The sequence below is a fragment of the Enterobacter cloacae complex sp. 2015409 genome, assembly GCF_041365315.1.
Taxonomy (GTDB): Bacteria; Pseudomonadota; Gammaproteobacteria; order Enterobacterales; family Enterobacteriaceae; genus Enterobacter; species Enterobacter pseudoroggenkampii.
In genome coordinates, this window is record NZ_JBFTVM010000003.1 from 335,965 (window position 1) to 359,632 (window position 23,668).

Genomic DNA, 23,668 nt, shown 5'->3' on the forward strand with positions numbered 1-23,668 from the left:
CATGCGATATAAGCGAATTGCCGTAGTGTAGGTTAGCTCTTTTGCGCCTGGCAAGCCCGCTGGACGTAAGGGTTGTGATTCCCCTGGACTCTGGCGATACGTTCGTCGCGCTGGCATTCCCACTCCGTCACCGGGTACTGCTTGTCCCAGGCGTTGAACAGCTGCGTCTGCTGGCGGGAAAGGTTGAGGTCGTAACGGTCACGCATATAGAAGTAGGTGCGGGCAATGCTGCCGCGCGCGCGGGCAGGGGGCTCGGCGACTTTCTCTTTAAAATCAACCTTCATACCGCACTGGCCGTACTGGCCTTCGCCACCGTTCCACTGGCTGTACATGAAATTACCCCGGTCGCCGTTCACTTCACCCACGGCAGGCTGCAGGTTATGCATATCGCTTTCCATCTGGCGATACACCGGATCTTTGGCGCAGTTTTTACGTCCGCCATCCTGCCAGCACTGGCGCTGGTGGCCAAACTGCCAGGCCGGAACGACATGCTCCCATTCAATACGGCTGGCGCGGTTTTCGTTTTTACGCACCTTATAGCCGCAGGACTCAAGGTCAACGACCCCTTTTTTACCCTGCCAGTTAATTTTACAGCCGCAGTAGAAATCGCCCGGCACGTCAGCGTTGACCTTCACGCCTGCGGCCTTGGCCTGGGAAAAACTGTTGATACCGTCGGCCAGAGAATGGCCTGAGAGCGCCGTCGTCAGAAAGGCGACCGCGAGAGAAAAATTACGGGACATCTTACACTCCGTGTCAAAACGAGCCCGCAACGTAACGAATGTTGTTCCTGTATGCAATCAGTCAGATCAGGAAAGTTCCTGAAAGTTCAGATGATTATTCCGCAACCAGCGGCTCGCCGCATTTGACGCAGCGGTAGGTCGCCTCACCGCGCACCACGCGATTATGGCGACGGACGGTAAGCTGGTGCTGCTGACACTGGCATCGGTAGGGGAAGGTATTGCGGCGCACCGATTCCAGCTCGAACTGATGGGTACGGCGTGCCGGAACGCCGAGCACTGCCTCCATCATCCACTTCCACTCTTTTCCATGCGGCGCGACGCGGCCAAAGTGTTTCCACACCAGCAGATGTGCCAGCTCGTGCGGCACCACTTCCTCGATAAACGCCTGCTGGTTTTCCATCATCAGCACCGGGTTAAGGCGGATCTCATACGACTCGAGCCAGGCGGTACCGGCCGAGGTTCCACGCTGCTGGTAGACGAGTTTGGGTTCAGGATAATTGCGACCGAGCTTCAGGTTCGCCTGGGCGAGTTTTTCCCGCAGGCTGCGCATAACGGCCTGCTGAATGGCGATGGGGAGACGGGGTGCTTTCATAGGGGCAGAGCATAAAGCGCGAAGCGGGGAGGCGCAAGAGGCGCCTCCCGCAAGATAATTAGTCGTGAGCGCCGATTTCGCGCAGAGGACGACCTTTCATCAGGTTACGTTCAATATGTTCCAGCGAAACGTGTTTGGTTTCTGGAACCAGCCAGATGGTCAGCACAATAAAGAAGATGTTCAGACCGGCGTATACCCAGAAGGTGTTCGCGTTGCCCAGGGTATTGAGCATGGTCAGGAACGTTGCGCCGACGATCATGTTGGCAACCCAGTTGGTTGCGGTAGAGCAGGTGATACCAAAATCACGCCCTTTCAGCGGCTGAATCTCCGAGCACAGTACCCAGATCAGCGGACCGGCGCTCATCGCAAACCCGACGATAAACATCAGCAGCATGCCTACCGCAAAGTACTGGGCGGTTGGGGAGTGAATGCCCACATGCATCATGGTACCGAGGACGCCCATACCGGCCGCCATCACCAGGAAGCCCAGCGTCAGGGTTGGCTTACGTCCCCAGCGGTCCACCAGACCGATGGCGATAAAGGTCGCCAGCACGTTGGTCAGACCCACGATGACGGTCCCCCACATCTGCTCGGTGGTGTTGGTATAACCCGCCAGCTCAAAGATTTTTGGCGCGTAGTACATGATGACGTTCATCCCGGTGAACTGCTGCATGACCTGCAGCAGCACGCCAAGGAACACCGCACGGCGGAAGTTGCTGTTCTCTTTAAACAGCGCCCAGCCGGACTGTTTGACCTTCAGGCTTTCGCGGATCTCTTCCAGCTCGTTTTTTGCCTCCGCACTGGTATCGCGCAGGCGAAGCAGCACGCGTTCAGCATCCACGAAGCGGCGTTTGGCAGCGAACCAGCGCGGGCTGTCCGGCAGGAAGAAGACGCCAATCAGCAGCAGGATGGCCGGGATGATGATCACGCCGAGCATCCAGCGCCATGCGCCGCTGTAGCTAAACGCGGTATCGGAAAGGTACGCGCCCAGGATACCGATGGTGATCATCAACTGGTACATCGAAATCATACTGCCGCGGATTTTCTCCGGCGCGATTTCAGACAGGTAAAGCGGGGCGGTATAGGACGCCACGCCCACGGCCAGGCCGAGCAGCACGCGGGAAACCAGCAGAACCTCAACGTTAGGCGCAGCGGCCGAGAAGAGTGAACCGGCAACGAACAGGATCGCGCCGATCATCAGGCTCTTTTTACGCCCGAGCTTGAAGGAGAGCCAGCCGCTGCCGACGGCCCCGACGGCAGCGCCAAACATCATGGAGCTGACCACCCATTCCTGGGTGTGAGCGCTGATCTGGAACTCGTCAGTGATGAAAGGTAATGCACCGGCAATCACGCCGATATCCAGGCCAAAAAGTAATCCTGCCAGGGCGGCGAGGAAACAGACGAAGAATGTCATCGCCTTGTTGGACGTACGCCCCTGTTTTTTATTGTCAGGCATTATGCCCTCCAGTTGGGTTATCAGTTTTATTGATGTAAAGGGTAGGTGAGCAACTCGTAAAAATATGTGAGATTAATCACATAGGTGTAATCGGTTACACTAACGTGGAACCGTAAAAATAATTAAAGCTTTGAAAATATAGAGGTAAACGAGGTGATGTGCATCGCGTTTGTTATAATTTCGGACTTAACTGAAATGAAATGTAACAGCAGAAGAAAGGCGATCAGGCAAAGAGATTATTCTGAAAGCGGGATATATTTGGCATGGTGTAATCGGTTTCAAACATAAAAAAAGGCCAGCCCGAAGGCTGGCCTTTTAAAAGCGATGTCAGTCGATTACTTCAGACCGGCAGCTTCACGCAGCAGGGCGGCTTTGTCGGTTTTTTCCCATGGGAAATGTTCACGACCAAAGTGACCGTATGCCGCGGTTTCTTTGTAGATTGGGTGCAGCAGATCCAGCATCTGAATCAGGCCGTATGGACGCAGGTCGAAGAACTCGCGCACCAGCAGCGTCAGCTGTTCTGAAGGCACTTTTTCAGTACCGAAGGTTTCAACCATGATGGAGGTTGGTTCAGCCACGCCGATAGCGTAGGAAACCTGGATCTCACAGCGGTCAGCCAGGCCGGCGGCAACGATGTTTTTCGCCACATAACGTGCAGCGTACGCCGCAGAACGGTCAACTTTAGACGGATCTTTACCGGAGAACGCACCGCCACCGTGACGCGCCATGCCGCCGTAGGTATCAACGATGATTTTACGACCGGTCAGACCGCAGTCACCCATTGGGCCGCCGATAACGAAGCGTCCGGTTGGGTTGATAAAGAATTTGGTCGCAGAGCTCAGCCATTCGGTCGGCAGAACCGGCTTGATGATCTCTTCCATCACTGCTTCCTGCAGGGATTTCTGATCGATATCTTCGGAGTGTTGGGTAGAAAGCACTACCGCGTCAATACCGACGATTTTGCCGTCGTCGTACTGGAAAGTGACCTGGCTTTTCGCATCCGGGCGCAGCCACGGCAGGGTGCCGTTTTTACGAACTTCAGCCTGACGCTGCACCAGACGGTGTGCGTAGGTGACCGGTGCTGGCATCAGCACGTCGGTTTCGTTGGTTGCATAGCCGAACATCAGACCCTGGTCGCCCGCGCCCTGTTCCAGCGGATCGGCACGGTCAACGCCCTGGTTGATGTCTGGAGACTGTTTGCCAATCGCGCTCAGTACCGCGCAGGAGTTGGCATCAAAGCCCATATCAGAATGCACATAGCCGATCTCACGCACCGTGTTACGGGTGATCTCTTCGATATCAACCCATGCGCTGGTGGTAATCTCACCGCCAACCAGAACCATGCCGGTTTTGACATAGGTTTCACACGCTACGCGCGCTTTTGGATCCTGCGCCAGGATCGCATCCAGCACCGCATCGGAGATTTGGTCAGCAATTTTATCAGGATGTCCTTCTGATACGGACTCGGACGTAAACAGGTGTTTTGCCATGTTTTATTTCACCTAAGAGGAATTTGGTTAGCTCAAGCTGCTGTGTGGAATAGCCAAAGGAGATAATTCTACCAAGGCCTGCAGGTTTTTGACACTGGCAGTATGAGTGTTAATCAGTATAGATGGATTAACATCTGGATGGCTATTTTAGGTCACTTCTTCGCCCGATTTCCAGTTTTTTTTGACTAACCTCTCACTCAGTTGAAATTGCTGCTGGCAATAATTCCTGACGGCCCCGGCAACACGCGCATTTTTGTTTTGCTTTTTAGCCCCCTTCTCGGTATAAAACGCGGCGCGCGGCTCATATAAAATAAGCGCTCGATGAACTCATCGTGTCGCCACTTCCAGCCGGGTTAAGCAGTGAACTTTTAGCTTTGGCTTGGGGTCCGTTTCAGCAGAGGCGGCCGTGGAGGTGATACGAGATAATGAACCATCGTTTTCCGCTAATTCAGCGCAGCCGTTCTGGCGCGTATTTGATTCCCGCAACCCGCATTTCTAGTCTGCAAACCTGCCGATGTTATACCCATCTCGGCGCTTCTCAGGATTCCAGGGCCGGTCACGCTTTGTGAAAACTGAACAAGGGCGCTCTTGTTAATACAAGAGTTTTCTCGTGGTTTCGCCGAACCTTGTCATACAGAGTTCGGATACGTGTTTTACAATGATATGAATAAGAAACCGGTCGCACGGTCTGGATTTCAGCATACTCTGCTGGGAAACGGAGCCGTTTATGGGTTGTTATCGCCGTATAACGCTGCGATAGTAGTCAACTGTTTTACACTTAATACAAAGAGTTGAGGTTCGCTATGTCTGACGACATGTCTTCTTTTTCGCCTTCGTCAGCGGGCGAACAGGGTGTACTACGTTCTATGCAGGAGGTTGCGATGAGCTCCGAGGAAGCCAGCAAGATGCTGCGCACTTACAATATTGCCTGGTGGGGCAATAACTACTACGACGTCAACGAACTGGGCCACATCAGCGTCTGCCCGGATCCCGACGTCCCTGAAGCGCGCGTGGACCTTGCTAAACTGGTGAAAGCCCGTGAAGCTCAGGGCCAGCGTTTGCCTGCACTGTTCTGCTTCCCGCAGATCCTGCAACATCGCCTGCGTTCTATTAACGCCGCCTTCAAGCGCGCGCGTGAGTCCTACGGCTATAAAGGCGACTACTTCCTGGTTTACCCAATCAAGGTAAACCAGCACCGCCGCGTGATTGAATCCCTGATCCACTCCGGCGAGCCGCTGGGTCTGGAGGCTGGCTCCAAAGCGGAGCTGATGGCGGTTCTGGCGCATGCGGGCATGACCCGTTCGGTGATCGTCTGTAACGGCTATAAAGACCGTGAATACATTCGTCTGGCACTGATTGGCGAGAAGATGGGCCACAAGGTCTATCTGGTTATCGAAAAGATGACCGAAATCGCCATTGTGCTGGAAGAGGCCGAGCGTCTGAACGTGGTGCCGCGCCTTGGCGTGCGTGCGCGTCTGGCGTCACAGGGTTCCGGTAAATGGCAGTCCTCCGGCGGCGAAAAATCCAAGTTCGGCCTGGCGGCGAACCAGGTGCTGCAGCTGGTGGAAATCCTGCGCGAGCGCGGTCGTCTCGACAGCATTCAGCTGCTGCACTTCCACCTCGGCTCGCAGATGGCCAACATTCGCGACATCGCCACCGGCGTGCGTGAATCCGCGCGGTTCTACGTTGAGCTGCACAAGCTTGGCGTGAACATTCAGTGCTTCGACGTGGGCGGCGGCCTGGGCGTGGACTACGAAGGGACCCGCTCGCAGTCGGACTGCTCCGTGAACTACGGCCTGAACGAATACGCGAACAATATCATCTGGGCGATCGGCGATGCCTGTGAAGAGAACGGCCTGCCGCACCCGACGGTAATCACCGAATCCGGCCGCGCGGTCACCGCGCACCATACGGTGCTGGTCTCTAACATCATCGGCGTTGAGCGTAGCGAAATCACCGAAGCGACGCCTCCGGCAGACGATGCCCCGCGCTCCCTGCAAAGCATGTGGGAAACCTGGCAGGAAATGCACGAGCCGGGCACGCGTCGTTCCCTGCGCGAATGGCTGCACGACAGCCAGATGGACCTGCATGACATCCACGTGGGGTATTCCTCAGGCACCTTCAGCCTGCAGGAGCGCGCGTGGGCGGAGCAGCTCTATCTGAACATGTGCCATGAAGTGCAGAAACAGCTCGACCCGAGCAACCGTGCGCACCGTCCGATTATCGACGAGCTGCAGGAGCGTATGGCGGATAAGATTTACGTCAACTTCTCGCTGTTCCAGTCAATGCCGGATGCCTGGGGTATCGACCAGCTGTTCCCGGTTCTGCCGCTGGAAGGGCTGAACCACGCTCCGGAACGTCGCGCGGTGCTGCTGGACATCACCTGTGACTCCGACGGTGCTATCGACCACTACGTTGACGGCGACGGTATCGCAACGACGATGCCAATGCCGGAGTACGACCCGGAGAACCCGCCGATGCTGGGCTTCTTTATGGTCGGCGCGTATCAGGAGATCCTCGGCAACATGCACAACCTGTTCGGTGATACCGAGGCGGTTGACGTGTTTGTCTTCCCTGACGGCAGCGTGGAAGTTGAGCTGTCTGACGAAGGGGATACCGTGGCGGACATGCTGGAATACGTTCAGCTGGATCCGAAAACCCTGCTGACGCAGTTCCGCGACCAGGTGAAAAACACCGGGCTGGACGATGCGCTGCAGCAGCAGTTCCTGGAAGAGTTTGAAGCGGGTCTGTACGGGTACACCTACCTGGAAGACGAGTAGGAAAACCTCCCTCTCCCGGTGGGAGAGGGTCGGGATGAGGGCATCAGCCCGCACAATGCCCTATACTCACTTGAACCCGTATGCATTACCGGCGATAATTCGCCCCAATAAGCGATTTACGAATCAATCCCTTCCTCGTCGGGTTTAACGACGCGGAGGGGATTTTTTTTCATCTGTTTTTAATGTATCGACTTTAAAAGAGGTCAGGACATGAGCACTTTAGGTCATCAGTACGATAACTCTCTGGTATCTAACGCGTTTGGTTTTTTACGCCTTCCGATGAACTTCCAGCCGTACGACAGCGACGCGGACTGGGTGATCACCGGCGTGCCGTTCGATATGGCAACATCTGGCCGTGCGGGTGGTCGTCACGGACCGGCGGCGATTCGTCAGGTTTCCACTAACCTGGCCTGGGAGCATAACCGCTTCCCGTGGAACTTCGACATGCGCGAGCGCCTGAACGTGGTGGACTGCGGTGACCTGGTGTATGCCTTTGGTGACGCGCGTGAGATGAGCGAAAAGCTGCAGGCCCACGCCGAGAAGCTGCTGGCTGCCGGTAAGCGCATGCTCTCCTTCGGCGGCGACCACTTCGTGACCCTGCCGCTGCTGCGCGCCCACGCGAAGCACTTCGGTAAAATGGCGCTGGTACACTTTGATGCGCATACCGACACCTACGCGAACGGCTGTGAGTTTGACCACGGCACCATGTTCTTCACCGCGCCGAACGAAGGTCTGATCGACCCGAACCACTCCGTGCAGATCGGTATTCGCACCGAGTTCGACAAGGACAACGGTTTCACCGTGCTGGATGCGGGTCAGGTTAACGATCGTGGCGTGGATGACATTCTCGCGCAGGTGAAGCAGATCGTGGGTGATATGCCTGTGTATCTGACCTTCGACATCGACTGCCTGGATCCGGCATTTGCACCGGGTACCGGTACGCCGGTGATCGGCGGCCTGACCTCAGACCGTGCTATCAAGCTGGTGCGCGGCCTGAAGGACCTGAACATTGTCGGGATGGACGTGGTGGAAGTGGCGCCTGCGTATGACCAGTCCGAAATCACTGCGCTGGCCGCAGCGACCCTGGCACTGGAAATGCTCTACATCCAGGCTGCCAAAAAAGGCGAATAAGCCTCTCCTGGCGTGAAAAAAACCTCTCCCTGGAGAGGTTTTTTATTGCCTTTAGAACACGTTAAACGGGTATTCCACGTAAGCGCGGATTTCGTCCCCGCCCACGTTATAGTCGCTGGCGTCGCTTGAGACGCGCAGCACGGAGTAGCGCAGTTTCAGTTTCAGATCCTTCGCCGGGCCATCCTGCACCTGGTACTGGATCTGGTTAAACCACTCGTGCTCTTTACCGTTGCTGGTTTCAGCGGTTTTGATGTTATCGCCGCGCACGTAGGCGGTGGTCCAGCTCAGGCCCGGTAAACCAAGGCCGCCAAAGTCCAGACCGTAGGATGCCTGCCAGGAACGTTCATCTTCGCCGTTAAAATCAGACCAGTAGGAGTTCGCCAGCCAGATGGTGTTACCGCCGTCACCCACGCCGCCCTGGTCGCGATAGCCGCCATAGTTGTAGCCGGTGCTGCCGCTGCTCTGCTGGTAGGCCACTTTGAACGTGTGAATATCCCAGATGTAGCTCGCCGCCAGGCTCCAGATGGTGTTGCTGCGGCCCGTGTCGAGGCTGTCAGCGTAACCCTGGTCCAGACGGGAATTATAGCCGTTGAAGTCGAGCACCAGCTGCTGCCCGGTGCTGAACGGCTGTTTGAAGTTCAGGCCCAGATACTGCTTGTTCATCACCTCTTCATTATGAGAAGCGTAAAGCGCGCCGCTGAACTGGTCGTTGAACTGGTAGCTTGCGCCGCCGAAGGAGAGGCTCTTCAGCCCGCTGTCGTGGCGGTCATCGCTTTTACGCTGCTCGTCGGTGAAGTAACCGGCGTTGATTTCCAGACCGTCGATCTCTTTTGAGGTCAACATAGCGCCGGTGTAGCTTTCAAACAGCAGACGGGAGCTGTCGGCATTGATGATAGGCAGCTCAGGACGCTGATTCCCGTAGCTCAGCACGGTGTTCGATATGCGCATTTTGGCGGTAGCGCCAAACTTTGCCAGATCGGATTTTGCCCGGCCATCATCTTCCTGTTTAAAGAAGTCGATGCCGCCTGCGCCGCTTTTGCCCCGGCCGCCGTCCAGGCGCACGCCGTATTGAGCAATACCGTCCACACCAAAGCCCACCAGCCCTTCGGTATAGCCGGATGCAAACGTGGCGATGATCCCCTGACCCCATTCGGCTTTGTCCTGCTGGCCCTGATGGTAGTCGCGGCTGATATAGGCATTGCGTAAAAACAGATCCAGATGGCTGTCGTCAATAAAACCCTGGCTGTCGGATTGCTGGCTTGCAGCGGCAGGTAATGCGGCAAATAAAATTAAAGCAATTAATGATAATTCTTTTTTCACGGAGGGAACGTCTCTGTCTGGATATATTAATTTGAATAACTGCGGGGTGATAATTACCGGAAAAAGTGACCTTTGCAATAATTATGTGACCAGACATTTCAATATGATAACGTTGATTTGGCGGGGCTTTCAGGGGTGTTATCGATACGTGCTGTTAAGTTAACAATTCATGCGAAATAAAAGGGAGGCAAATATGCCTCCCGGTAAAATTATTTAATTCCGTCTGCGGCCATGCGGTCGCGAATATGCTGTGCGCGCTCTTCTGAGGCAGGGTGATCGTCAAACATGGAGCTTTGACGTCCCGCTTCCAGTTTGGCCAGTTTTTCAAAGCTGGTGGCTAAACCTGATGGATTAATGCCGCGTTTGCGCAACAGATCGTAGGAGTAATCATCCGCTTCGGACTCCTGACGCTGGGAGAACTGGGAGTTAACCAGCTTTTCACCCACGTCGCCAAGCTGCGACTGCGACAGGCTGCCAACGATACCGCCCGCTGAGGCCGCCGCAGCGCGGATGGCGTTAGTGCCTAAAGCAACCTGCATCCCTTTCTTCACGTGGCCCAGGGCAACGTGGCCCATTTCATGGCCGATGACCGCTTCCACTTCGTTGTCGGTCATCATGTCCATCAGCCCGCTATAGACGCGGATGCAGCCGTTCGCCATCGCGAAGGCGTTCACGTCTTTCGCCATGTACACCTTGTAGTTCACCGGCTGGCCGTTGATGTTGTCGCCCAGCGCAGAAGCAATCTTATTCAGACGCTGCGTGTAGGTACTGTTAGCCGGCGCAAGCGTGGCTTTTCCGTCCATATCTTTACAGGCCTGGTCGCTCAGCGCTTTCACCTGCGCATCGCTCAGGGAATAGGCCTGAAAGGCCTCTGCGCCTGACGTCATCAGACCGTTAGAATCCATATTCTGACAGCCGCTCAGCAGGAGCGTTGTACCCAGGGCCAGCACTATTGCACGCATTTTCATGAGGTTGCTTCCGTACTCGTTAATCTGAATAAAATCCGAAAAGTGCACCGTCAGCGAAGCCGGTGTCGGGCTAAGTATAAGGAATATCGACAGAGCCGGGCGAGTAGATTGCGCAACATGCGAGCATGATCCAGAGATTTCTTAACAAGCAAAAGAATGCTCCATGTACATGACTTGCGGCTTGGGTTACATTGTTGGCACTTTTTTCCGGCGTAGCCCAAAACGCGCTGTCGTCAAGGGCATGGCCTTTAACAGTCCGATCTGGAGTTAAAATGTCCTCACGTAAAGAGCTTGCTAATGCTATTCGTGCGCTGAGCATGGACGCAGTACAGAAAGCCAAATCCGGCCACCCAGGGGCCCCTATGGGTATGGCTGATATCGCCGAAGTCCTGTGGCGCGATTTCCTGAACCACAACCCACAGAACCCGTCATGGGCTGACCGCGACCGTTTCGTACTGTCTAACGGCCACGGCTCTATGCTGATCTATAGCCTGCTGCACCTCACCGGCTACGATCTGCCAATTGAAGAGCTGAAAAACTTCCGTCAGCTGCACTCTAAAACTCCAGGTCACCCGGAAGTGGGCTACACCGCTGGCGTAGAAACCACCACCGGTCCGCTGGGTCAGGGTATTGCTAACGCTGTGGGTATGGCGATTGCTGAGAAGACGCTGGCGGCGCAGTTCAACCGTCCTGGTCACGACATCGTTGACCACTTCACCTATGCGTTCATGGGCGACGGCTGCATGATGGAAGGCATTTCTCACGAAGTGTGCTCCCTGGCAGGTACCCTGAAGCTGGGCAAACTGGTTGCGTTCTATGACGACAACGGTATCTCCATCGACGGTCACGTTGAAGGCTGGTTCACCGACGACACCGCTAAACGTTTCGAAGCCTACGGCTGGCACGTTGTGCGTGGCGTTGATGGCCACGATGCTGACTCGATTAAACGTGCAGTAGAAGAAGCGCGCGCGGTGACGGACAAGCCGTCCCTGCTGATGTGCAAAACCATCATCGGCTTCGGTTCGCCGAACAAAGCGGGTACGCACGACTCCCACGGCGCGCCGCTGGGCGACGCGGAAATCGCACTGACCCGCGAAGCGCTGGGCTGGAAACACCCTGCATTCGAAATCCCATCTGAGATCTACGCTCAGTGGGATGCAAAAGAAGTGGGCCAGGCGAAAGAAGCGGCCTGGAACGAGAAGTTCGCTGCTTACGCGAAAGCGTTCCCGCAGGAAGCGGCTGAATTCACCCGTCGTATGAAAGGCGACATGCCGTCTGACTTCGACGCGAAAGCGAACGAGTTCATCGCTAAGCTGCAGGCGAACCCGTCTAAAATCGCGAGCCGTAAAGCGTCTCAGAATGCGATTGAAGCGTTCGGTCCTCTGCTGCCTGAATTCCTCGGCGGCTCCGCTGACCTGGCGCCATCTAACCTGACCCTGTGGTCCGGTTCTAAGCCAATCAACGAAGATACTGCCGGTAACTACATCCATTACGGTGTACGTGAATTCGGTATGACTGCGATTGCCAACGGTATCTCCCTGCACGGTGGTTTCTTGCCGTACACCTCTACCTTCCTGATGTTCGTTGAATATGCACGTAACGCCGTGCGTATGGCCGCGCTGATGAAACAGCGTCAGGTGATGGTCTACACCCACGACTCCATCGGTCTGGGCGAAGACGGTCCAACTCACCAGCCGGTAGAGCAGGTGGCTTCCCTGCGCGTGACCCCGAACATGAGCACATGGCGTCCGTGTGACCAGGTTGAATCCGCGGTAGCGTGGAAATACGGCGTTGAGCGTCAGGACGGTCCAACCGCGCTGATCCTCTCCCGTCAGAACCTGGCGCAGCAGGAGCGTACCCCTGAGCAGCTGGCGAACATCGCTCGCGGTGGTTACGTGCTGAAAGATAGCGCGGGCCAGCCAGAGCTGATCTTCATCGCCACCGGTTCTGAAGTTGAACTGGCTGTGGCAGCGTGGGAAAAACTGACTGCCGAAGGCGTGAAGGCGCGCGTGGTCTCCATGCCGTCTACCGACGCGTTTGACAAGCAGGATGCCGCTTACCGTGAATCCGTGCTGCCTAAAGCGGTTTCCGCTCGCGTGGCAGTGGAAGCGGGTATCGCTGACTACTGGTTCAAATACGTGGGCCTGAACGGCGCTATCGTCGGTATGACCACCTTCGGTGAGTCTGCTCCGGCAGAGCAGCTGTTCGAAGAATTCGGCTTCACCGTTGAGAACGTTGTCGCGAAAGCGAAAGAACTGCTGTAATCGTTTGTACGGTGCGGGCTGATGCCATCACCTCAGCCCTCTCCCACCGGGAGAGGGTGCAAACACTAAAAACGGTAACCTCTCGGTTACCGTTTTGCTTTTACCTCGCCGTAAATTATTCCACCTAAAATGTGACGCAAGTCATATAGCTCGCTTATTCATCTGGACAGACATTCCTTTTATTCCCCGATTCGCTTATTCTTGCTGAAGCGTTTCAGTCGATTAAATGTTCGACAATTGACCAATCAATCGCAGTTTGTGACAGCAAGGATTCCCCTTCGGGCGTAGCTGGATTACTCTTTCAGCCACCTCAAACTCAGGGATTGCTTTGCAGGAGATCTATGACCGTACGCGTAGCGATTAATGGCTTCGGTCGCATCGGACGTAATGTGGTTCGTGCTTTGTATGAATCCGGACGTCGGGCGGAAATAACCGTGGTGGCAATCAATGAACTGGCGGATGCTACGGGCATGGCGCATTTGTTGAAATACGACACCAGCCACGGACGATTTGCCTGGGATGTGCGCCAGGAAAGAGATCAGCTCTTTGTGGGTGACGACGCTATTCGTGTGCTGCATGAGAACAGCATCTCCGGGCTACCCTGGCGTGAACTGGGTGTGGATGTGGTGCTTGACTGTACCGGTGTCTACGGCAACCGCGAACATGGCGAAGCGCATCTGGCTGCCGGCGCGAAAAAAGTCCTGTTTTCTCATCCCGGCAGTAACGACCTCGACGCGACTGTCGTGTTTGGCGTCAACCAGCATGAGCTGCAGGCCGAACACCGCATTGTTTCCAACGCCTCCTGTACCACCAACTGCATTATTCCGGTCATCAAACTGTTAGACGATGCGTATGGCATTGAATCCGGCACCGTGACCACGATTCACTCCGCCATGCACGATCAGCAGGTTATCGACGCCTACCATCCGGATTTACGACGCACTCGCGCGGCGAGCCAGTCAATCATTCCGGTGGATACGAAACTGGCGGCAGGGATCACCCGAATTTTTCCGCAGTTTAATGACCGGTTTGAAGCGATTGCCGTGCGTGTTCCAACGATTAACGTCACTGCAATCGACCTTAGCGTGACGGTGAAAAAACCGGTAAAAGCCTGTGAAGTCAACCTGTTGCTGCAAAAAGCGGCACAGGGGGCATTTCATGGTATAGTTGACTATACGGAATTACCGTTGGTCTCAGTAGATTTTAACCACGACCCGCACAGCGCCATCGTTGATGGCACGCAAACGAGGGTTAGTGGTGCACACCTTATCAAGACGCTGGTCTGGTGTGATAACGAATGGGGCTTTGCTAACCGAATGCTCGACACCACGTTAGCAATGGCCGCTCAAGGTTTCAGGTAAGACGCATCGTGCGTCTGCAAAACTTTAAGAATCAACGAGAGGATTCACCATGTCTGTAATTAAGATGACCGATCTGGATCTGGCTGGTAAACGCGTTTTCATCCGTGCCGATCTGAACGTACCGGTTAAAGATGGCAAAGTGACCAGCGACGCGCGTATCCGTGCATCTCTGCCAACCATCGAACTGGCTCTGAAGCAGGGCGCGAAAGTGATGGTCACCTCCCACCTGGGTCGTCCAACTGAAGGCGAGTACAACGAAGAGTTCTCTCTGCTGCCAGTGGTTAATTACCTGAAAGACAAACTGTCCAACCCGGTTCGCCTGGTGAAAGATTACCTGGACGGCGTTGACGTTGCAGCCGGTGAACTGGTTGTTCTGGAAAACGTTCGCTTCAACAAAGGCGAAAAGAAAGACGACGAAACCCTGTCCAAAAAATATGCTGCACTGTGCGACGTATTCGTGATGGATGCCTTCGGTACGGCTCACCGCGCGCAGGCGTCAACCCACGGTATCGGTAAATTCGCAGACGTAGCGTGTGCCGGTCCTCTGCTGGCTGACGAACTGGAAGCGCTGGGTAAAGCACTGAAAGAACCTGCTCGTCCAATGGTGGCTATCGTTGGTGGTTCTAAAGTTTCTACCAAACTGACCGTTCTGGATTCCCTGTCTAAAATCGCTGACCAGCTGATCGTTGGCGGTGGTATCGCGAACACCTTCGTTGCCGCTCAGGGCCACAACGTGGGTAAATCCCTGTACGAAGCAGACCTGGTTGACGAAGCCAAACGCCTGCTGAGCACCTGCGATATCCCGGTTCCAACTGACGTTCGCGTCGCGACCGAGTTCTCCGAAACCGCAACCGCGACTCTGAAGTCTGTAAACGACATCAAAGATGAAGAGCAGATTCTGGACCTGGGCGACGTTTCTGCACAGAAACTGGCTGAAATCCTCAAAAACGCAAAAACTATCCTGTGGAACGGTCCGGTAGGCGTGTTCGAATTCCCGAACTTCCGCAAAGGGACTGAAATCGTTGCTAACGCTATCGCAGACAGCGAAGCGTTCTCTATCGCAGGCGGTGGTGACACCCTGGCAGCAATCGACCTGTTCGGTATCGCTGACAAGATCTCCTACATCTCCACTGGTGGCGGCGCATTCCTCGAATTCGTGGAAGGCAAAGTACTGCCAGCAGTAGCAATGCTCGAAGAGCGCGCTAAGAAGTAAGCCATTCAAGGGCAGGGAAACCTGCCCAATTTTCAGCGCGCTTTTAAGAGCTCGCACCTTTTCTAACGGCCGAAGATACAGGACTAAGCAACATGTCTAAAATTTTTGATTTCGTAAAACCTGGCGTTATCACTGGTGATGACGTACAGAAAGTGTTCCAGGTAGCTAAAGAAAACAACTTCGCTCTGCCAGCAGTTAACTGCGTGGGTACCGACTCCATCAACGCCGTACTGGAAACTGCTGCTAAAGTTAAAGCTCCAGTTATCGTTCAGTTCTCTAACGGCGGCGCTGCGTTCATCGCAGGTAAAGGCGTGAAAACTGACATTCCTCAGGGTGCTGCAATCCTGGGTGCTATCTCTGGTGCGCACCACGTACACCAGATGGCCGAACACTACGGTGTTCCAGTTATCCTGCACACTGACCACTGCGCGAAGAAACTGCTGCCGTGGATCGACGGTCTGCTGGACGCGGGTGAAAAACACTTCGCGGCAACCGGTAAGCCACTGTTCTCTTCTCACATGATCGACCTGTCTGAAGAGTCACTGCACGAAAACATCGAAATCTGCTCCAAATACCTGGCGCGCATGGCCAAAATGGACATGACCCTGGAAATCGAACTGGGTTGCACCGGCGGTGAAGAAGACGGCGTGGACAACAGCCACATGGACGCTTCTGCACTGTACACCCAGCCAGAAGACGTTGATTACGCTTACACCGAGCTGAGCAAAATCAGCCCACGCTTCACCATTGCAGCGTCCTTCGGTAACGTACACGGCGTTTACAAACCAGGCAACGTGGTTCTGACCCCGACCATCCTGCGTGATTCTCAGGAATATGTTTCCAAGAAACACAACCTGCCGCACAACAGCCTGAACTTCGTCTTCCACGGCGGTTCCGGTTCTTCTGCTCAGGAAATCAAAGACTCCGTAAGCTACGGCGTAGTGAAAATGAACATCGATACCGACACCCAGTGGGCAACATGGGACGGTATTCTGCAGTACTACAAAGCGAACGAAGCTTACCTGCAGGGCCAGCTGGGCAACCCGAAAGGCGAAGACCAGCCGAACAAGAAATACTACGATCCACGCGTATGGCTGCGCGCTGCCCAGACGTCCATGGTGACCCGTCTGGAGCAGGCTTTCAAAGAACTGAACGCGATCGACGTTCTGTAATTTGAGCTGCTAACAGCATCAGAAGGCCCGCAAATGCGGGCCTTTTTTTATGCTTTTTCAATACCCTGCCGGACCGGTTTTTGTGATCTGTTTGGCAATACTTGCGCTTTTTGTTTACCCTTTACGGACCTGCCTGTCTCCATGGGAGATGGATTTTGTGTTTTGGTTTAACAAAAGGAAGAATAAATGGAACAACTCGATGTTGTAGACAGCATCAATAACGCCGGTAACTGGCTGGTGCGTAACCAGGCGCTGCTGCTGAGCTATGCCGTGAACATCGTCGCGGCGATTGCCATCATCATCGTCGGGATGATCGTGGCGCGTATCGTATCTAACGCGGTTAACCGCGTAATGCTGGCCCGTCACATTGACGCCACGGTAGCTGACTTCCTCTCCGCACTGGTGCGCTACGGCATTATCGCCTTTACGCTGATTGCGGCGCTGGGCCGCGTGGGCGTGCAGACCGCCTCCGTTATTGCCGTTCTCGGTGCCGCCGGTCTGGCCATTGGTCTGGCGCTGCAGGGCTCGCTTTCAAACCTGGCGGCAGGCGTTCTGCTGGTCACCTTCCGTCCGTTCCGTTCCGGCGAATACGTTGATCTTGGCGGCATTGCCGGGACCGTGCTGCAGGTGCAGATTTTCTCAACGACCATGCGTACCGTCGATGGTCGCATCGTGGTCGTACCTAACGGGAAAATCATCGCGGGCAACATCATTAACTTCTCCCGTGAGCCGGTGCGTCGTAATGAGCTGATTATCAGCGTGGCGTACGACTCCGATATCGATCAGGTGAAGTCGCTGATTAGCAACATCATTGCTTCAGACGATCGCATTCTGAAAGACAAAGAGCAGACGGTTCGCCTGAACGAACTGGGCGCGTCCTCGATTAACTTCGTGGTGCGCATCTGGAGCAAGAGCAGCGATCTGCAAAATGTGTACTGGGACGTGCTGGAACGCATTAAGCGCGACTTCGACGCCAACGGCATCAGCTTCCCGTACCCGCAGATGGACGTAAACGTCAAAAAAAGTTAAAGAAGCAGAATAACGTCACCCGTAGGCCCGGTAAGCGCTAGCGCCACCGGGCTTTATTTTTATAAGCCCCGCTAATACCCAATTAAAATTATCCATTTCCTCTAATGTGATTCGCGCAGTATAGTCGGCTTCCAGAACAACACTGCGAGAAAATCGTCATGCTATCTTATTATTTTCAAGGGCTTGCATTAGGCGCGGCCATGATCCTTCCGCTCGGCCCGCAAAATGCGTTCGTGATGAACCAGGGCATCCGCCGCCAGTATCATCTGATGATTGCCCTGCTGTGCGCGGTAAGCGATTTACTGCTGATCTGTGCCGGGATTTTTGGCGGCAGTGCATTGCTGATGCAGTCTCCCTGGCTGCTGGCGCTGGTCACCTGGGGCGGCGTGGCGTTTCTGCTCTGGTATGGTTTTGGTGCCCTGAAAACGGCGATGAGCAGCAACCTCGAACTGGCGAGCGCGGAGGTCATGAAGCAGGGCCGCTGGAAGATTATCGTCACCATGCTGGCGGTCACCTGGCTTAATCCGCATGTTTATCTGGACACCTTTGTGGTGCTGGGCAGCCTGGGCGGTCAACTGGACGTAGAGCCGAAACGCTGGTTTGCGCTCGGTACAGTCAGCGCCTCGTTCCTCTGGTTCTTCGGTCTCGCCATTCTGGCGGCATGGCTGGCACCCCGTCTGCGTACGGCCAAAGCCCAGCGCATCATTAATATCCTGGTGGGGCTGGTGATGTGGTTTATTGCTTTTCAGCTGGCAAAAGAGGGAATTCACCACGTTCAGGAATTGTTCAACTAATCCTTGTCTTATGGACAACTGAACAAGACCCGCTAAGCTTGCTGGCATGCGCCCTGTTAATGGGCACTCTTCGCAACATGGAGGAATAACAGTGAAGTTTAAGGTGATGGCCCTGGCGGCATTAGTAAGTTTTGGTGCGGTGTCGGCGCAGGCAAGTGAACTGCCGGATGGCCCGCACATCGTCACTTCTGGCACCGCAAGCGTGGACGCGGTACCCGATGTTGCAACCCTGGCAATTGAAGTCAATGTGGCTGCGAAAGATGCGGCATCTGCCAAGAAGCAGGCTGACGATCGTGTTGCGCAATACCTTTCTTTCCTCGAGCAGAACGGTGTCGGCAAAAAAGATATCAACTCCGCGAACCTGCGTACTCAACCCGATTACGACTACCAGAATGGTAAAAGCATCCTGAAGGGCTACCGCGCCGTGCGTACCGTTGAAGTGACCGTGCGTCAGCTGGATAAGCTTAACTCGCTGCTGGATGGTGCGCTGAAGGCGGGTCTGAACGAAATTCGTTCCGTGTCGCTGGGCGTTGCGCAACCGGAGAAATACAAGGACGAAGCGCGTAAAGCGGCGATCGATGATGCCATTCACCAGGCGGAACAGCTGGCTTCTGGCTTTAAGAGCAAGCTCGGCCCGGTTTACAGCGTGCGTTACCACGTCTCTAACTACCAGCCAAGCCCGATGGTACGGATGATGAAGGCTGACGCAGCCCCGGTGTCCGCTCAGGAAACTTACGAGCAGCCAACCATTCAGTTCGACGATCAGGTGGATGTGGTCTTCCAGCTGGAACCCGTTGCAGCACAGCCGAAACCGGCTCAGTAATCTGTAGGCCGGGTAAGGCGTAGCCGCCACCCGGCTTTTCTTTTTAATCCTGTCTCAACACCTTGTGCCCGTACGCCAGCAGCGCGTCGGTGACGTTGCGCATCATCCGGCTTTCCGGCGCAAAACGGTGCCAGTAGAGCATCCGACGCTGATACAGCCCCGGCGTTAAGTCAATCAGCTCACCGCTTTTCAACTCTTTCTCAATCTGCAGATGCGGGATCATGCAGCAGGTGGTGCCCTGACGCGCAAGCTGCACAAAGGCTTCAGACGAGTTGACGATATGGCACGGCACGCTGCCCGGCGGCAGATCGAAGTTTTGCTGCAGGAACGCCTGATGCATATCGTCCAGATGGTCGAACGCCACGGCAGGGGCTTTCAGCAGCGCCGCGCGGGTGACGCCGTTCGGGAAGTAGCGCTCGGCAAAGGCTTTTGAACCCACAAACAGGTAATCCAGGGCGCCCAACTGATCGACAAGGCAGCTCGGCAACGCCTGAGGCTGGATACTGACCGCCCCAACTACCTCACCGCGACGCAGGCGCTCCTGGGTACGGGTTTCATCTTCAACCTGCAAATTCAGGCGGATAGGGGAGTCAGCTAATACCGGCGCCAGGGCCGGCAGCAGCCAGGTCGCCAGACTGTCGGCGTTGACCGCCAGAGAGAGCAGCAGCGGCGTAGAGCCCGTTTGTTCGTCACCCAGCCACTCGTCTTCCAGCAGTTCAACCTGGCGCAGCAGGGCGAGGAGCTTTTGTCCCTGCTCGGTTGGCCGTGGCGGCACGGTACGCACCAGCAGCGGCTGACCGAACATATTTTCAAGCTGTTTGATACGCTGTGATACGGCGGACTGCGTGATGCAAAGCTTTTGCGCCGCGCGCTCAAAACCTCGTTCACGAATAACTGCATCAAGTGCCTGTAGTGTTCTGTAGTCCGGACGTTTCATTGCTCTGGCTGGCTCCTTAATTTTGCTTATTCTGCACTATGACACAATTTTCCCTTTGTGGCAGACGAATTCCATTCTACGTGTTCTATAATGCGCCCTGAGTTTTCACACCACAGGCAAAACGATCATGACGCAGGATGAACTGAAAAAAGCAGTAGGATGGGCCGCTCTCCAGTACGTACAGCCGGGTACCATTGTCGGTGTCGGTACGGGATCAACCGCGGCACACTTTATCGATGCGCTGGGCACGATGAAGGGGCAGATCGAGGGCGCGGTTTCCAGCTCTGATGCTTCCACGGAAAAGCTGAAAAGCCTCGGCATTACCGTTTTCGATCTCAACGAAGTGGATCGTCTGGGGATTTACGTTGATGGCGCGGATGAAATCAACGGCCACATGCAGATGATCAAAGGCGGCGGCGCGGCGCTGACGCGCGAAAAAATCATCGCCTCCGTTGCGGACAAGTTTATCTGCATCGCAGACGCCTCCAAGCAGGTCGACATTCTGGGCAATTTCCCGCTGCCGGTCGAAGTGATCCCGATGGCGCGCAGCGCGGTTGCCCGTCAGCTGGTGAAGCTGGGCGGTCGTCCGGAATATCGTCAGGGCGTAGTCACCGACAACGGTAACGTGATCCTCGACGTTCACGGTCTGGAAATTCTCGACGCGATTGCGCTGGAAAATGCCATCAACGCTATCCCAGGCGTAGTGACCGTAGGGCTATTCGCCAACCGTGGCGCGGATGTGGCGCTGATCGGCACCGCTGACGGCGTGAAAACCATCGTAAAATGATCTGACGGGGGGAGTCCTCCCCCCGCTAAAAAATTTTTGAAAAGCTAAATTCGGTGACTTGTGTCACGTTTTTGAGCCTCTTTTGCCGATCCTGCCGCGTTTGTAAATTTCCATAGCATTTTCCTCTGACATTTTGCTCTGTATGACTTTTCTTCAGAGTGCCGACGCAAACGTTCATATTGCTGCAATAGTTTTTTTTGATATGTTGGCTACAGCGGATTCATATCCAGCACAACATCAGTTCAGACAAAAACAGGGTCGGGTAAATGGCAAAGGTATCACTGGAGAAAGACAAGATTAAATTCCTGCTGGTCGAGGGCGTGCATCAAAAAGCAATCGATAGCCTTCGTGCGGCAGGTTACACCAACATCGAATTTCACAAAGGGGCGCTCGATACCGAAGAGCTGAAAGCGTCCATCCGTGATGCCCACTTCATTGGCCTGCGATCCCGTACTCACCTGACTGAAGACGTTATTGCTGCGGCGGAAAAGCTGGTGGCTATCGGCTGCTTCTGCATCGGTACCAACCAGGTTGACCTGAATGCTGCTGCCAAACGCGGTATTCCCGTCTTCAACGCCCCGTTCTCCAACACCCGTTCCGTGGCGGAGCTGGTGATTGGCGAACTGCTGCTGCTGCTGCGCGGCATTCCTGAAGCGAACGCCAAGGCGCACCGCGGCGTGTGGAACAAGCTGGCGTCTGGCTCCTATGAAGCGCGTGGTAAAAAGCTGGGGATCATCGGCTACGGCCACATCGGTACGCAGCTCGGTATTCTGGCGGAATCCCTGGGTATGCACGTGTTTTTCTACGATATCGAAAGCAAGCTGCCGCTGGGTAACGCCACCCAGGTTCAACACCTCTCTGACCTGCTGAACATGAGCGACGTGGTGAGCCTGCACGTGCCGGAAAATGCGTCCACCAAAAACATGATGGGTGCGGAAGAGCTGGCGCTGATGAAGCCAGGCTCACTGCTGATCAACGCCGCGCGCGGCACGGTTGTCGATATCCCGGCACTGGCGGATGCGCTGAAGCGTAAGCATCTGGCGGGCGCGGCCATCGACGTGTTCCCGACCGAGCCAGCCACCAACAGCGATCCGTTTACCTCTCCGCTGTGCGAGTTCGACAACGTGATCCTGACGCCACACATCGGCGGTTCGACCCAGGAAGCGCAGGAGAATATCGGTCTGGAAGTGGCGGGTAAGCTGAGCAAATACTCCGACAATGGTTCTACGCTCTCTGCCGTGAACTTCCCGGAAGTGTCTCTGCCGCTGCACGGTGGTCGTCGTCTGCTGCACATCCACGAAAACCGTCCGGGCGTGCTGACCGCCATCAACCAGATCTTTGCCGAGCAGGGCGTCAACATCGCCGCGCAGTATCTGCAAACGAACTCGCAGATGGGTTACGTGGTCATTGATATCGAAGCGGATGACGATGTTGCCGAGAAAGCGTTGCTGAGCATGAAGTCTATTGCGGGGACGATTCGCGCGCGTCTGCTGTACTGATGGTGCGAGGTAAATGCAAAACGGTAACGATAGTTACCGTTTTTTATGTTTTCACCCTCTCCCTGTGGGAGAGGGCTGGGGTGAGGGCATCAGGCTGCCTGTTTCACCACTCCCACAACTTCGATGGCGTCACTACCGCCGGCAACGGCACATCCCACTTCTCTACCGGCAACGCCTCCACGCCCTGACAATCATGCGCGTAGCCCACCGGCTGCAGCCCATACTGCTGCCAGTTTTGCAGCGTCCGGTCGTAAAAACCACCACCCATTCCCAGGCGCTGTCCCTGCTCATCAAACGCGACCAGCGGCGTAATCAGTACATCCAGCTGTGACAGCGGCAGCACGTCGCGCACGTCGAGTTTCGGCTCGGTGATTTTCAGGCGATTCACCACCAGCTCGCTGTGCGGGTGGTAGTGCAGAAACAGCAGATTACCGTCGCTAAACGGGTGCAGCACCGGCAGGTAGACTTTCTTCCCGGCGCGCCAGAGCTGCTCTATCAGCGGTTGGGTATCCAGCTCTCCATCAAATGACAGAAACAGCGCAACGGTGTGGGCCATTACGACAGGGGGATACGCCATCATACGGGCGGCGGCCTGCTGGGCAAAATGCGCTTGCTGATCGGGGGTTAACGCACGGCGGCGCTGACGAATGAGCTGACGGATATCCTGGCGTGAAGCAGAAACTTCAGGGAATTGAGTCATGGTAGTCGGTAGAAGAAAAGAGAGGGAATCTCCGAGATGCCGCCGCAGGCTGTAACCCTTGAACCCTTGGTTCAAGGTGAATGTGTCGTCATAGTTTTAAGGCTTCTCGGACGGACCGAGCATGCTCACCAACCATGGAGCGCCACATTCTTGTGGTATGAAATATCGGCTCAGGGGACTGGCCCGCTTGCGAACATCTCAGAGAAATTTTGTCTTCACAGTTACTCTACCATAGTCAACTGAGAAGTGTTATTCAAACTTGGGTCCCGGTCTTTCGGGATTGCGACCTTGATCAAGCAATGCCTGTTCTATGGTCTGCTGGAGCATTTTAATGCGCTGCTCCATGCTTGCCGCGTAGTCGCGGGTCTTCGCTTTTTCCTGAGTCAGTTCATAGCTGATGTTCAACGCGGCGATGAAAACCAGCTGCTCAGTATTTGTGACTCTAGTGCGTTCTTTTAGATCTTGCAACCGCTGATTCAAATCGTCCGCTGCCTGATTCAAAGCATCCCTTTGTTCAGGCGGACAATTCACTCGCAGTGAACGGCCAAAAATCTGGAGATCGACGGGTTGTGCAGACATGCCACCTTCCTGCTGATTGACTGCGCTGCCTTC

General features: G+C 55.2%; 21 protein-coding genes and 1 other RNA gene. 12 read left to right on the top strand and 10 right to left on the bottom strand.

Features of this window, described 5'->3' with window-relative positions:
- Positions 1-32: 32 nt before the first annotated feature.
- From endA to metK, 4 genes are all read right to left on the bottom strand, one after another.
- Entirely contained in the window at positions 33-740 is a 708-nt protein-coding gene (gene endA, locus ACDO57_RS17700) for a deoxyribonuclease I (protein WP_248272393.1), read from the bottom strand.
- Positions 741-834: 94 nt separating this feature from the next.
- A complete protein-coding gene (locus ACDO57_RS17705; RefSeq protein ID WP_032650144.1) occupies positions 835-1,332 on the bottom strand; it encodes a SprT family zinc-dependent metalloprotease in 498 nt (165 codons plus the stop codon).
- 58 nt (positions 1,333-1,390) lie between these two features.
- The gene (galP, locus tag ACDO57_RS17710) at positions 1,391-2,788 is read right to left on the bottom strand and encodes a galactose/proton symporter (protein ID WP_048991665.1); all 1,398 of its coding nucleotides are present in this window, start codon (positions 2,786-2,788) and stop codon (positions 1,391-1,393) included.
- Positions 2,789-3,123: 335 nt separating this feature from the next.
- Complete coding sequence (gene metK / locus ACDO57_RS17715; protein ID WP_010435443.1) at positions 3,124-4,278, bottom strand: methionine adenosyltransferase; 1,155 nt, start codon at positions 4,276-4,278, stop codon at positions 3,124-3,126.
- Positions 4,279-4,941: 663 nt separating this feature from the next.
- Here metK and yqgB point away from each other — a divergent pair.
- The 3 genes from yqgB (at position 4,942) to speB (ending at position 8,189) form a co-directional block, all read left to right on the top strand.
- On the top strand, positions 4,942-5,073 hold the full coding sequence (yqgB, locus tag ACDO57_RS17720; protein WP_127312443.1) for an acid stress response protein YqgB: 132 nt from the start codon (positions 4,942-4,944) through the stop codon (positions 5,071-5,073).
- Between the two features lie 8 nt (positions 5,074-5,081).
- Complete coding sequence (gene speA / locus ACDO57_RS17725; RefSeq protein ID WP_024906561.1) at positions 5,082-7,058, top strand: biosynthetic arginine decarboxylase; 1,977 nt, start codon at positions 5,082-5,084, stop codon at positions 7,056-7,058.
- Positions 7,059-7,268: 210 nt separating this feature from the next.
- Positions 7,269-8,189 carry an agmatinase gene (gene speB, locus ACDO57_RS17730; protein ID WP_008499737.1) on the top strand — a complete coding sequence of 307 codons (921 nt, stop codon included), beginning with the start codon at positions 7,269-7,271 and terminating at the stop codon, positions 8,187-8,189.
- A 51-nt stretch (positions 8,190-8,240) separates the two neighbouring features.
- On the opposite strand, the gene ACDO57_RS17735 is transcribed toward speB, so the two are convergent.
- A complete protein-coding gene (locus tag ACDO57_RS17735; RefSeq protein ID WP_370884340.1) occupies positions 8,241-9,509 on the bottom strand; it encodes an OprD family outer membrane porin in 1,269 nt (422 codons plus the stop codon).
- Between the two features lie 209 nt (positions 9,510-9,718).
- On the bottom strand, positions 9,719-10,477 hold the full coding sequence (locus ACDO57_RS17740) for a M48 family metallopeptidase (protein ID WP_021242066.1): 759 nt from the start codon (positions 10,475-10,477) through the stop codon (positions 9,719-9,721).
- A 272-nt stretch (positions 10,478-10,749) separates the two neighbouring features.
- On the opposite strand from ACDO57_RS17740, the gene tkt reads away from it, so the two are divergent.
- The 7 genes from tkt (at position 10,750) to ACDO57_RS17775 (ending at position 19,133) form a co-directional block, all read left to right on the top strand.
- On the top strand, positions 10,750-12,741 hold the full coding sequence (gene tkt, locus ACDO57_RS17745) for a transketolase (RefSeq protein ID WP_032650139.1): 1,992 nt from the start codon (positions 10,750-10,752) through the stop codon (positions 12,739-12,741).
- Positions 12,742-13,082: 341 nt separating this feature from the next.
- A complete protein-coding gene (gene epd / locus ACDO57_RS17750; RefSeq protein WP_023333324.1) occupies positions 13,083-14,102 on the top strand; it encodes an erythrose-4-phosphate dehydrogenase in 1,020 nt (339 codons plus the stop codon).
- Between the two features lie 49 nt (positions 14,103-14,151).
- Positions 14,152-15,315, top strand: a complete 1,164-nt coding sequence (pgk, locus tag ACDO57_RS17755) for a phosphoglycerate kinase (RefSeq protein ID WP_024906565.1) — start codon at positions 14,152-14,154, stop codon at positions 15,313-15,315.
- 92 nt (positions 15,316-15,407) lie between these two features.
- Positions 15,408-16,487 (top strand): class II fructose-bisphosphate aldolase, encoded by a 1,080-nt coding sequence (gene fbaA, locus ACDO57_RS17760; protein ID WP_008499731.1) that lies wholly within the window; start codon positions 15,408-15,410, stop codon positions 16,485-16,487.
- A 186-nt stretch (positions 16,488-16,673) separates the two neighbouring features.
- Positions 16,674-17,516, top strand: coding sequence for a small-conductance mechanosensitive channel MscS (mscS, locus tag ACDO57_RS17765; protein WP_370884341.1), 843 nt, complete (start codon positions 16,674-16,676; stop codon positions 17,514-17,516).
- A gap of 158 nt (positions 17,517-17,674) precedes the next feature.
- Positions 17,675-18,310 (top strand): arginine exporter ArgO, encoded by a 636-nt coding sequence (gene argO / locus ACDO57_RS17770; RefSeq protein WP_148769685.1) that lies wholly within the window; start codon positions 17,675-17,677, stop codon positions 18,308-18,310.
- A 91-nt stretch (positions 18,311-18,401) separates the two neighbouring features.
- Positions 18,402-19,133 (top strand): oxidative stress defense protein, encoded by a 732-nt coding sequence (locus tag ACDO57_RS17775; RefSeq protein WP_024906567.1) that lies wholly within the window; start codon positions 18,402-18,404, stop codon positions 19,131-19,133.
- Between the two features lie 43 nt (positions 19,134-19,176).
- On the opposite strand, the gene argP is transcribed toward ACDO57_RS17775, so the two are convergent.
- The gene (argP, locus tag ACDO57_RS17780) at positions 19,177-20,070 is read right to left on the bottom strand and encodes a DNA-binding transcriptional regulator ArgP (RefSeq protein ID WP_008499727.1); all 894 of its coding nucleotides are present in this window, start codon (positions 20,068-20,070) and stop codon (positions 19,177-19,179) included.
- A 127-nt stretch (positions 20,071-20,197) separates the two neighbouring features.
- Here argP and rpiA point away from each other — a divergent pair, with 127 nt between their 5' ends.
- A complete protein-coding gene (gene rpiA, locus ACDO57_RS17785) occupies positions 20,198-20,857 on the top strand; it encodes a ribose-5-phosphate isomerase RpiA (RefSeq protein ID WP_014885151.1) in 660 nt (219 codons plus the stop codon).
- 266 nt (positions 20,858-21,123) lie between these two features.
- Entirely contained in the window at positions 21,124-22,356 is a 1,233-nt protein-coding gene (gene serA, locus ACDO57_RS17790) for a phosphoglycerate dehydrogenase (RefSeq protein ID WP_048991660.1), read from the top strand.
- 103 nt (positions 22,357-22,459) lie between these two features.
- Here the strand turns inward: serA and ACDO57_RS17795 are convergent, their stop codons facing one another.
- The 3 genes from ACDO57_RS17795 to zapA all read right to left on the bottom strand — a co-directional run bounded on the left by ACDO57_RS17795 (position 22,460) and on the right by zapA (position 23,635).
- Entirely contained in the window at positions 22,460-23,056 is a 597-nt protein-coding gene (locus ACDO57_RS17795) for a 5-formyltetrahydrofolate cyclo-ligase (RefSeq protein WP_024906570.1), read from the bottom strand.
- Positions 23,057-23,080: 24 nt separating this feature from the next.
- Positions 23,081-23,264, bottom strand: a non-coding RNA gene (gene ssrS, locus ACDO57_RS17800) — 6S RNA.
- A 41-nt stretch (positions 23,265-23,305) separates the two neighbouring features.
- Positions 23,306-23,635 carry a cell division protein ZapA gene (zapA, locus tag ACDO57_RS17805; RefSeq protein ID WP_006811891.1) on the bottom strand — a complete coding sequence of 110 codons (330 nt, stop codon included), beginning with the start codon at positions 23,633-23,635 and terminating at the stop codon, positions 23,306-23,308.
- Positions 23,636-23,668: the final 33 nt, after the last annotated feature.

Excerpts from the sequence above, each read along its gene's own strand:
- pgk (WP_024906565.1), top strand. The coding sequence starts at position 14,152 with ATGTCTGTAATTAAGATGACCGATCTGGATCTGGCTGGTAAACGCGTT.
- galP (WP_048991665.1), bottom strand. The coding sequence starts at position 2,788 with ATGCCTGACAATAAAAAACAGGGGCGTACGTCCAACAAGGCGATGACA.
- metK (WP_010435443.1), bottom strand. The coding sequence starts at position 4,278 with ATGGCAAAACACCTGTTTACGTCCGAGTCCGTATCAGAAGGACATCCT.
- ACDO57_RS17705 (WP_032650144.1), bottom strand. The coding sequence starts at position 1,332 with ATGAAAGCACCCCGTCTCCCCATCGCCATTCAGCAGGCCGTTATGCGC.
- epd (WP_023333324.1), top strand. The coding sequence starts at position 13,083 with ATGACCGTACGCGTAGCGATTAATGGCTTCGGTCGCATCGGACGTAAT.
- argO (WP_148769685.1), top strand. The coding sequence starts at position 17,675 with ATGCTATCTTATTATTTTCAAGGGCTTGCATTAGGCGCGGCCATGATC.
- mscS (WP_370884341.1), top strand. The coding sequence starts at position 16,674 with ATGGAACAACTCGATGTTGTAGACAGCATCAATAACGCCGGTAACTGG.
- rpiA (WP_014885151.1), top strand. The coding sequence starts at position 20,198 with ATGACGCAGGATGAACTGAAAAAAGCAGTAGGATGGGCCGCTCTCCAG.
- tkt (WP_032650139.1), top strand. The coding sequence starts at position 10,750 with ATGTCCTCACGTAAAGAGCTTGCTAATGCTATTCGTGCGCTGAGCATG.
- ACDO57_RS17740 (WP_021242066.1), bottom strand. The coding sequence starts at position 10,477 with ATGAAAATGCGTGCAATAGTGCTGGCCCTGGGTACAACGCTCCTGCTG.
- ACDO57_RS17795 (WP_024906570.1), bottom strand. The coding sequence starts at position 23,056 with ATGACTCAATTCCCTGAAGTTTCTGCTTCACGCCAGGATATCCGTCAG.
- yqgB (WP_127312443.1), top strand. The coding sequence starts at position 4,942 with ATGAATAAGAAACCGGTCGCACGGTCTGGATTTCAGCATACTCTGCTG.
- speA (WP_024906561.1), top strand. The coding sequence starts at position 5,082 with ATGTCTGACGACATGTCTTCTTTTTCGCCTTCGTCAGCGGGCGAACAG.
- serA (WP_048991660.1), top strand. The coding sequence starts at position 21,124 with ATGGCAAAGGTATCACTGGAGAAAGACAAGATTAAATTCCTGCTGGTC.
- zapA (WP_006811891.1), bottom strand. The coding sequence starts at position 23,635 with ATGTCTGCACAACCCGTCGATCTCCAGATTTTTGGCCGTTCACTGCGA.
- speB (WP_008499737.1), top strand. The coding sequence starts at position 7,269 with ATGAGCACTTTAGGTCATCAGTACGATAACTCTCTGGTATCTAACGCG.
- endA (WP_248272393.1), bottom strand. The coding sequence starts at position 740 with ATGTCCCGTAATTTTTCTCTCGCGGTCGCCTTTCTGACGACGGCGCTC.
- fbaA (WP_008499731.1), top strand. The coding sequence starts at position 15,408 with ATGTCTAAAATTTTTGATTTCGTAAAACCTGGCGTTATCACTGGTGAT.
- argP (WP_008499727.1), bottom strand. The coding sequence starts at position 20,070 with ATGAAACGTCCGGACTACAGAACACTACAGGCACTTGATGCAGTTATT.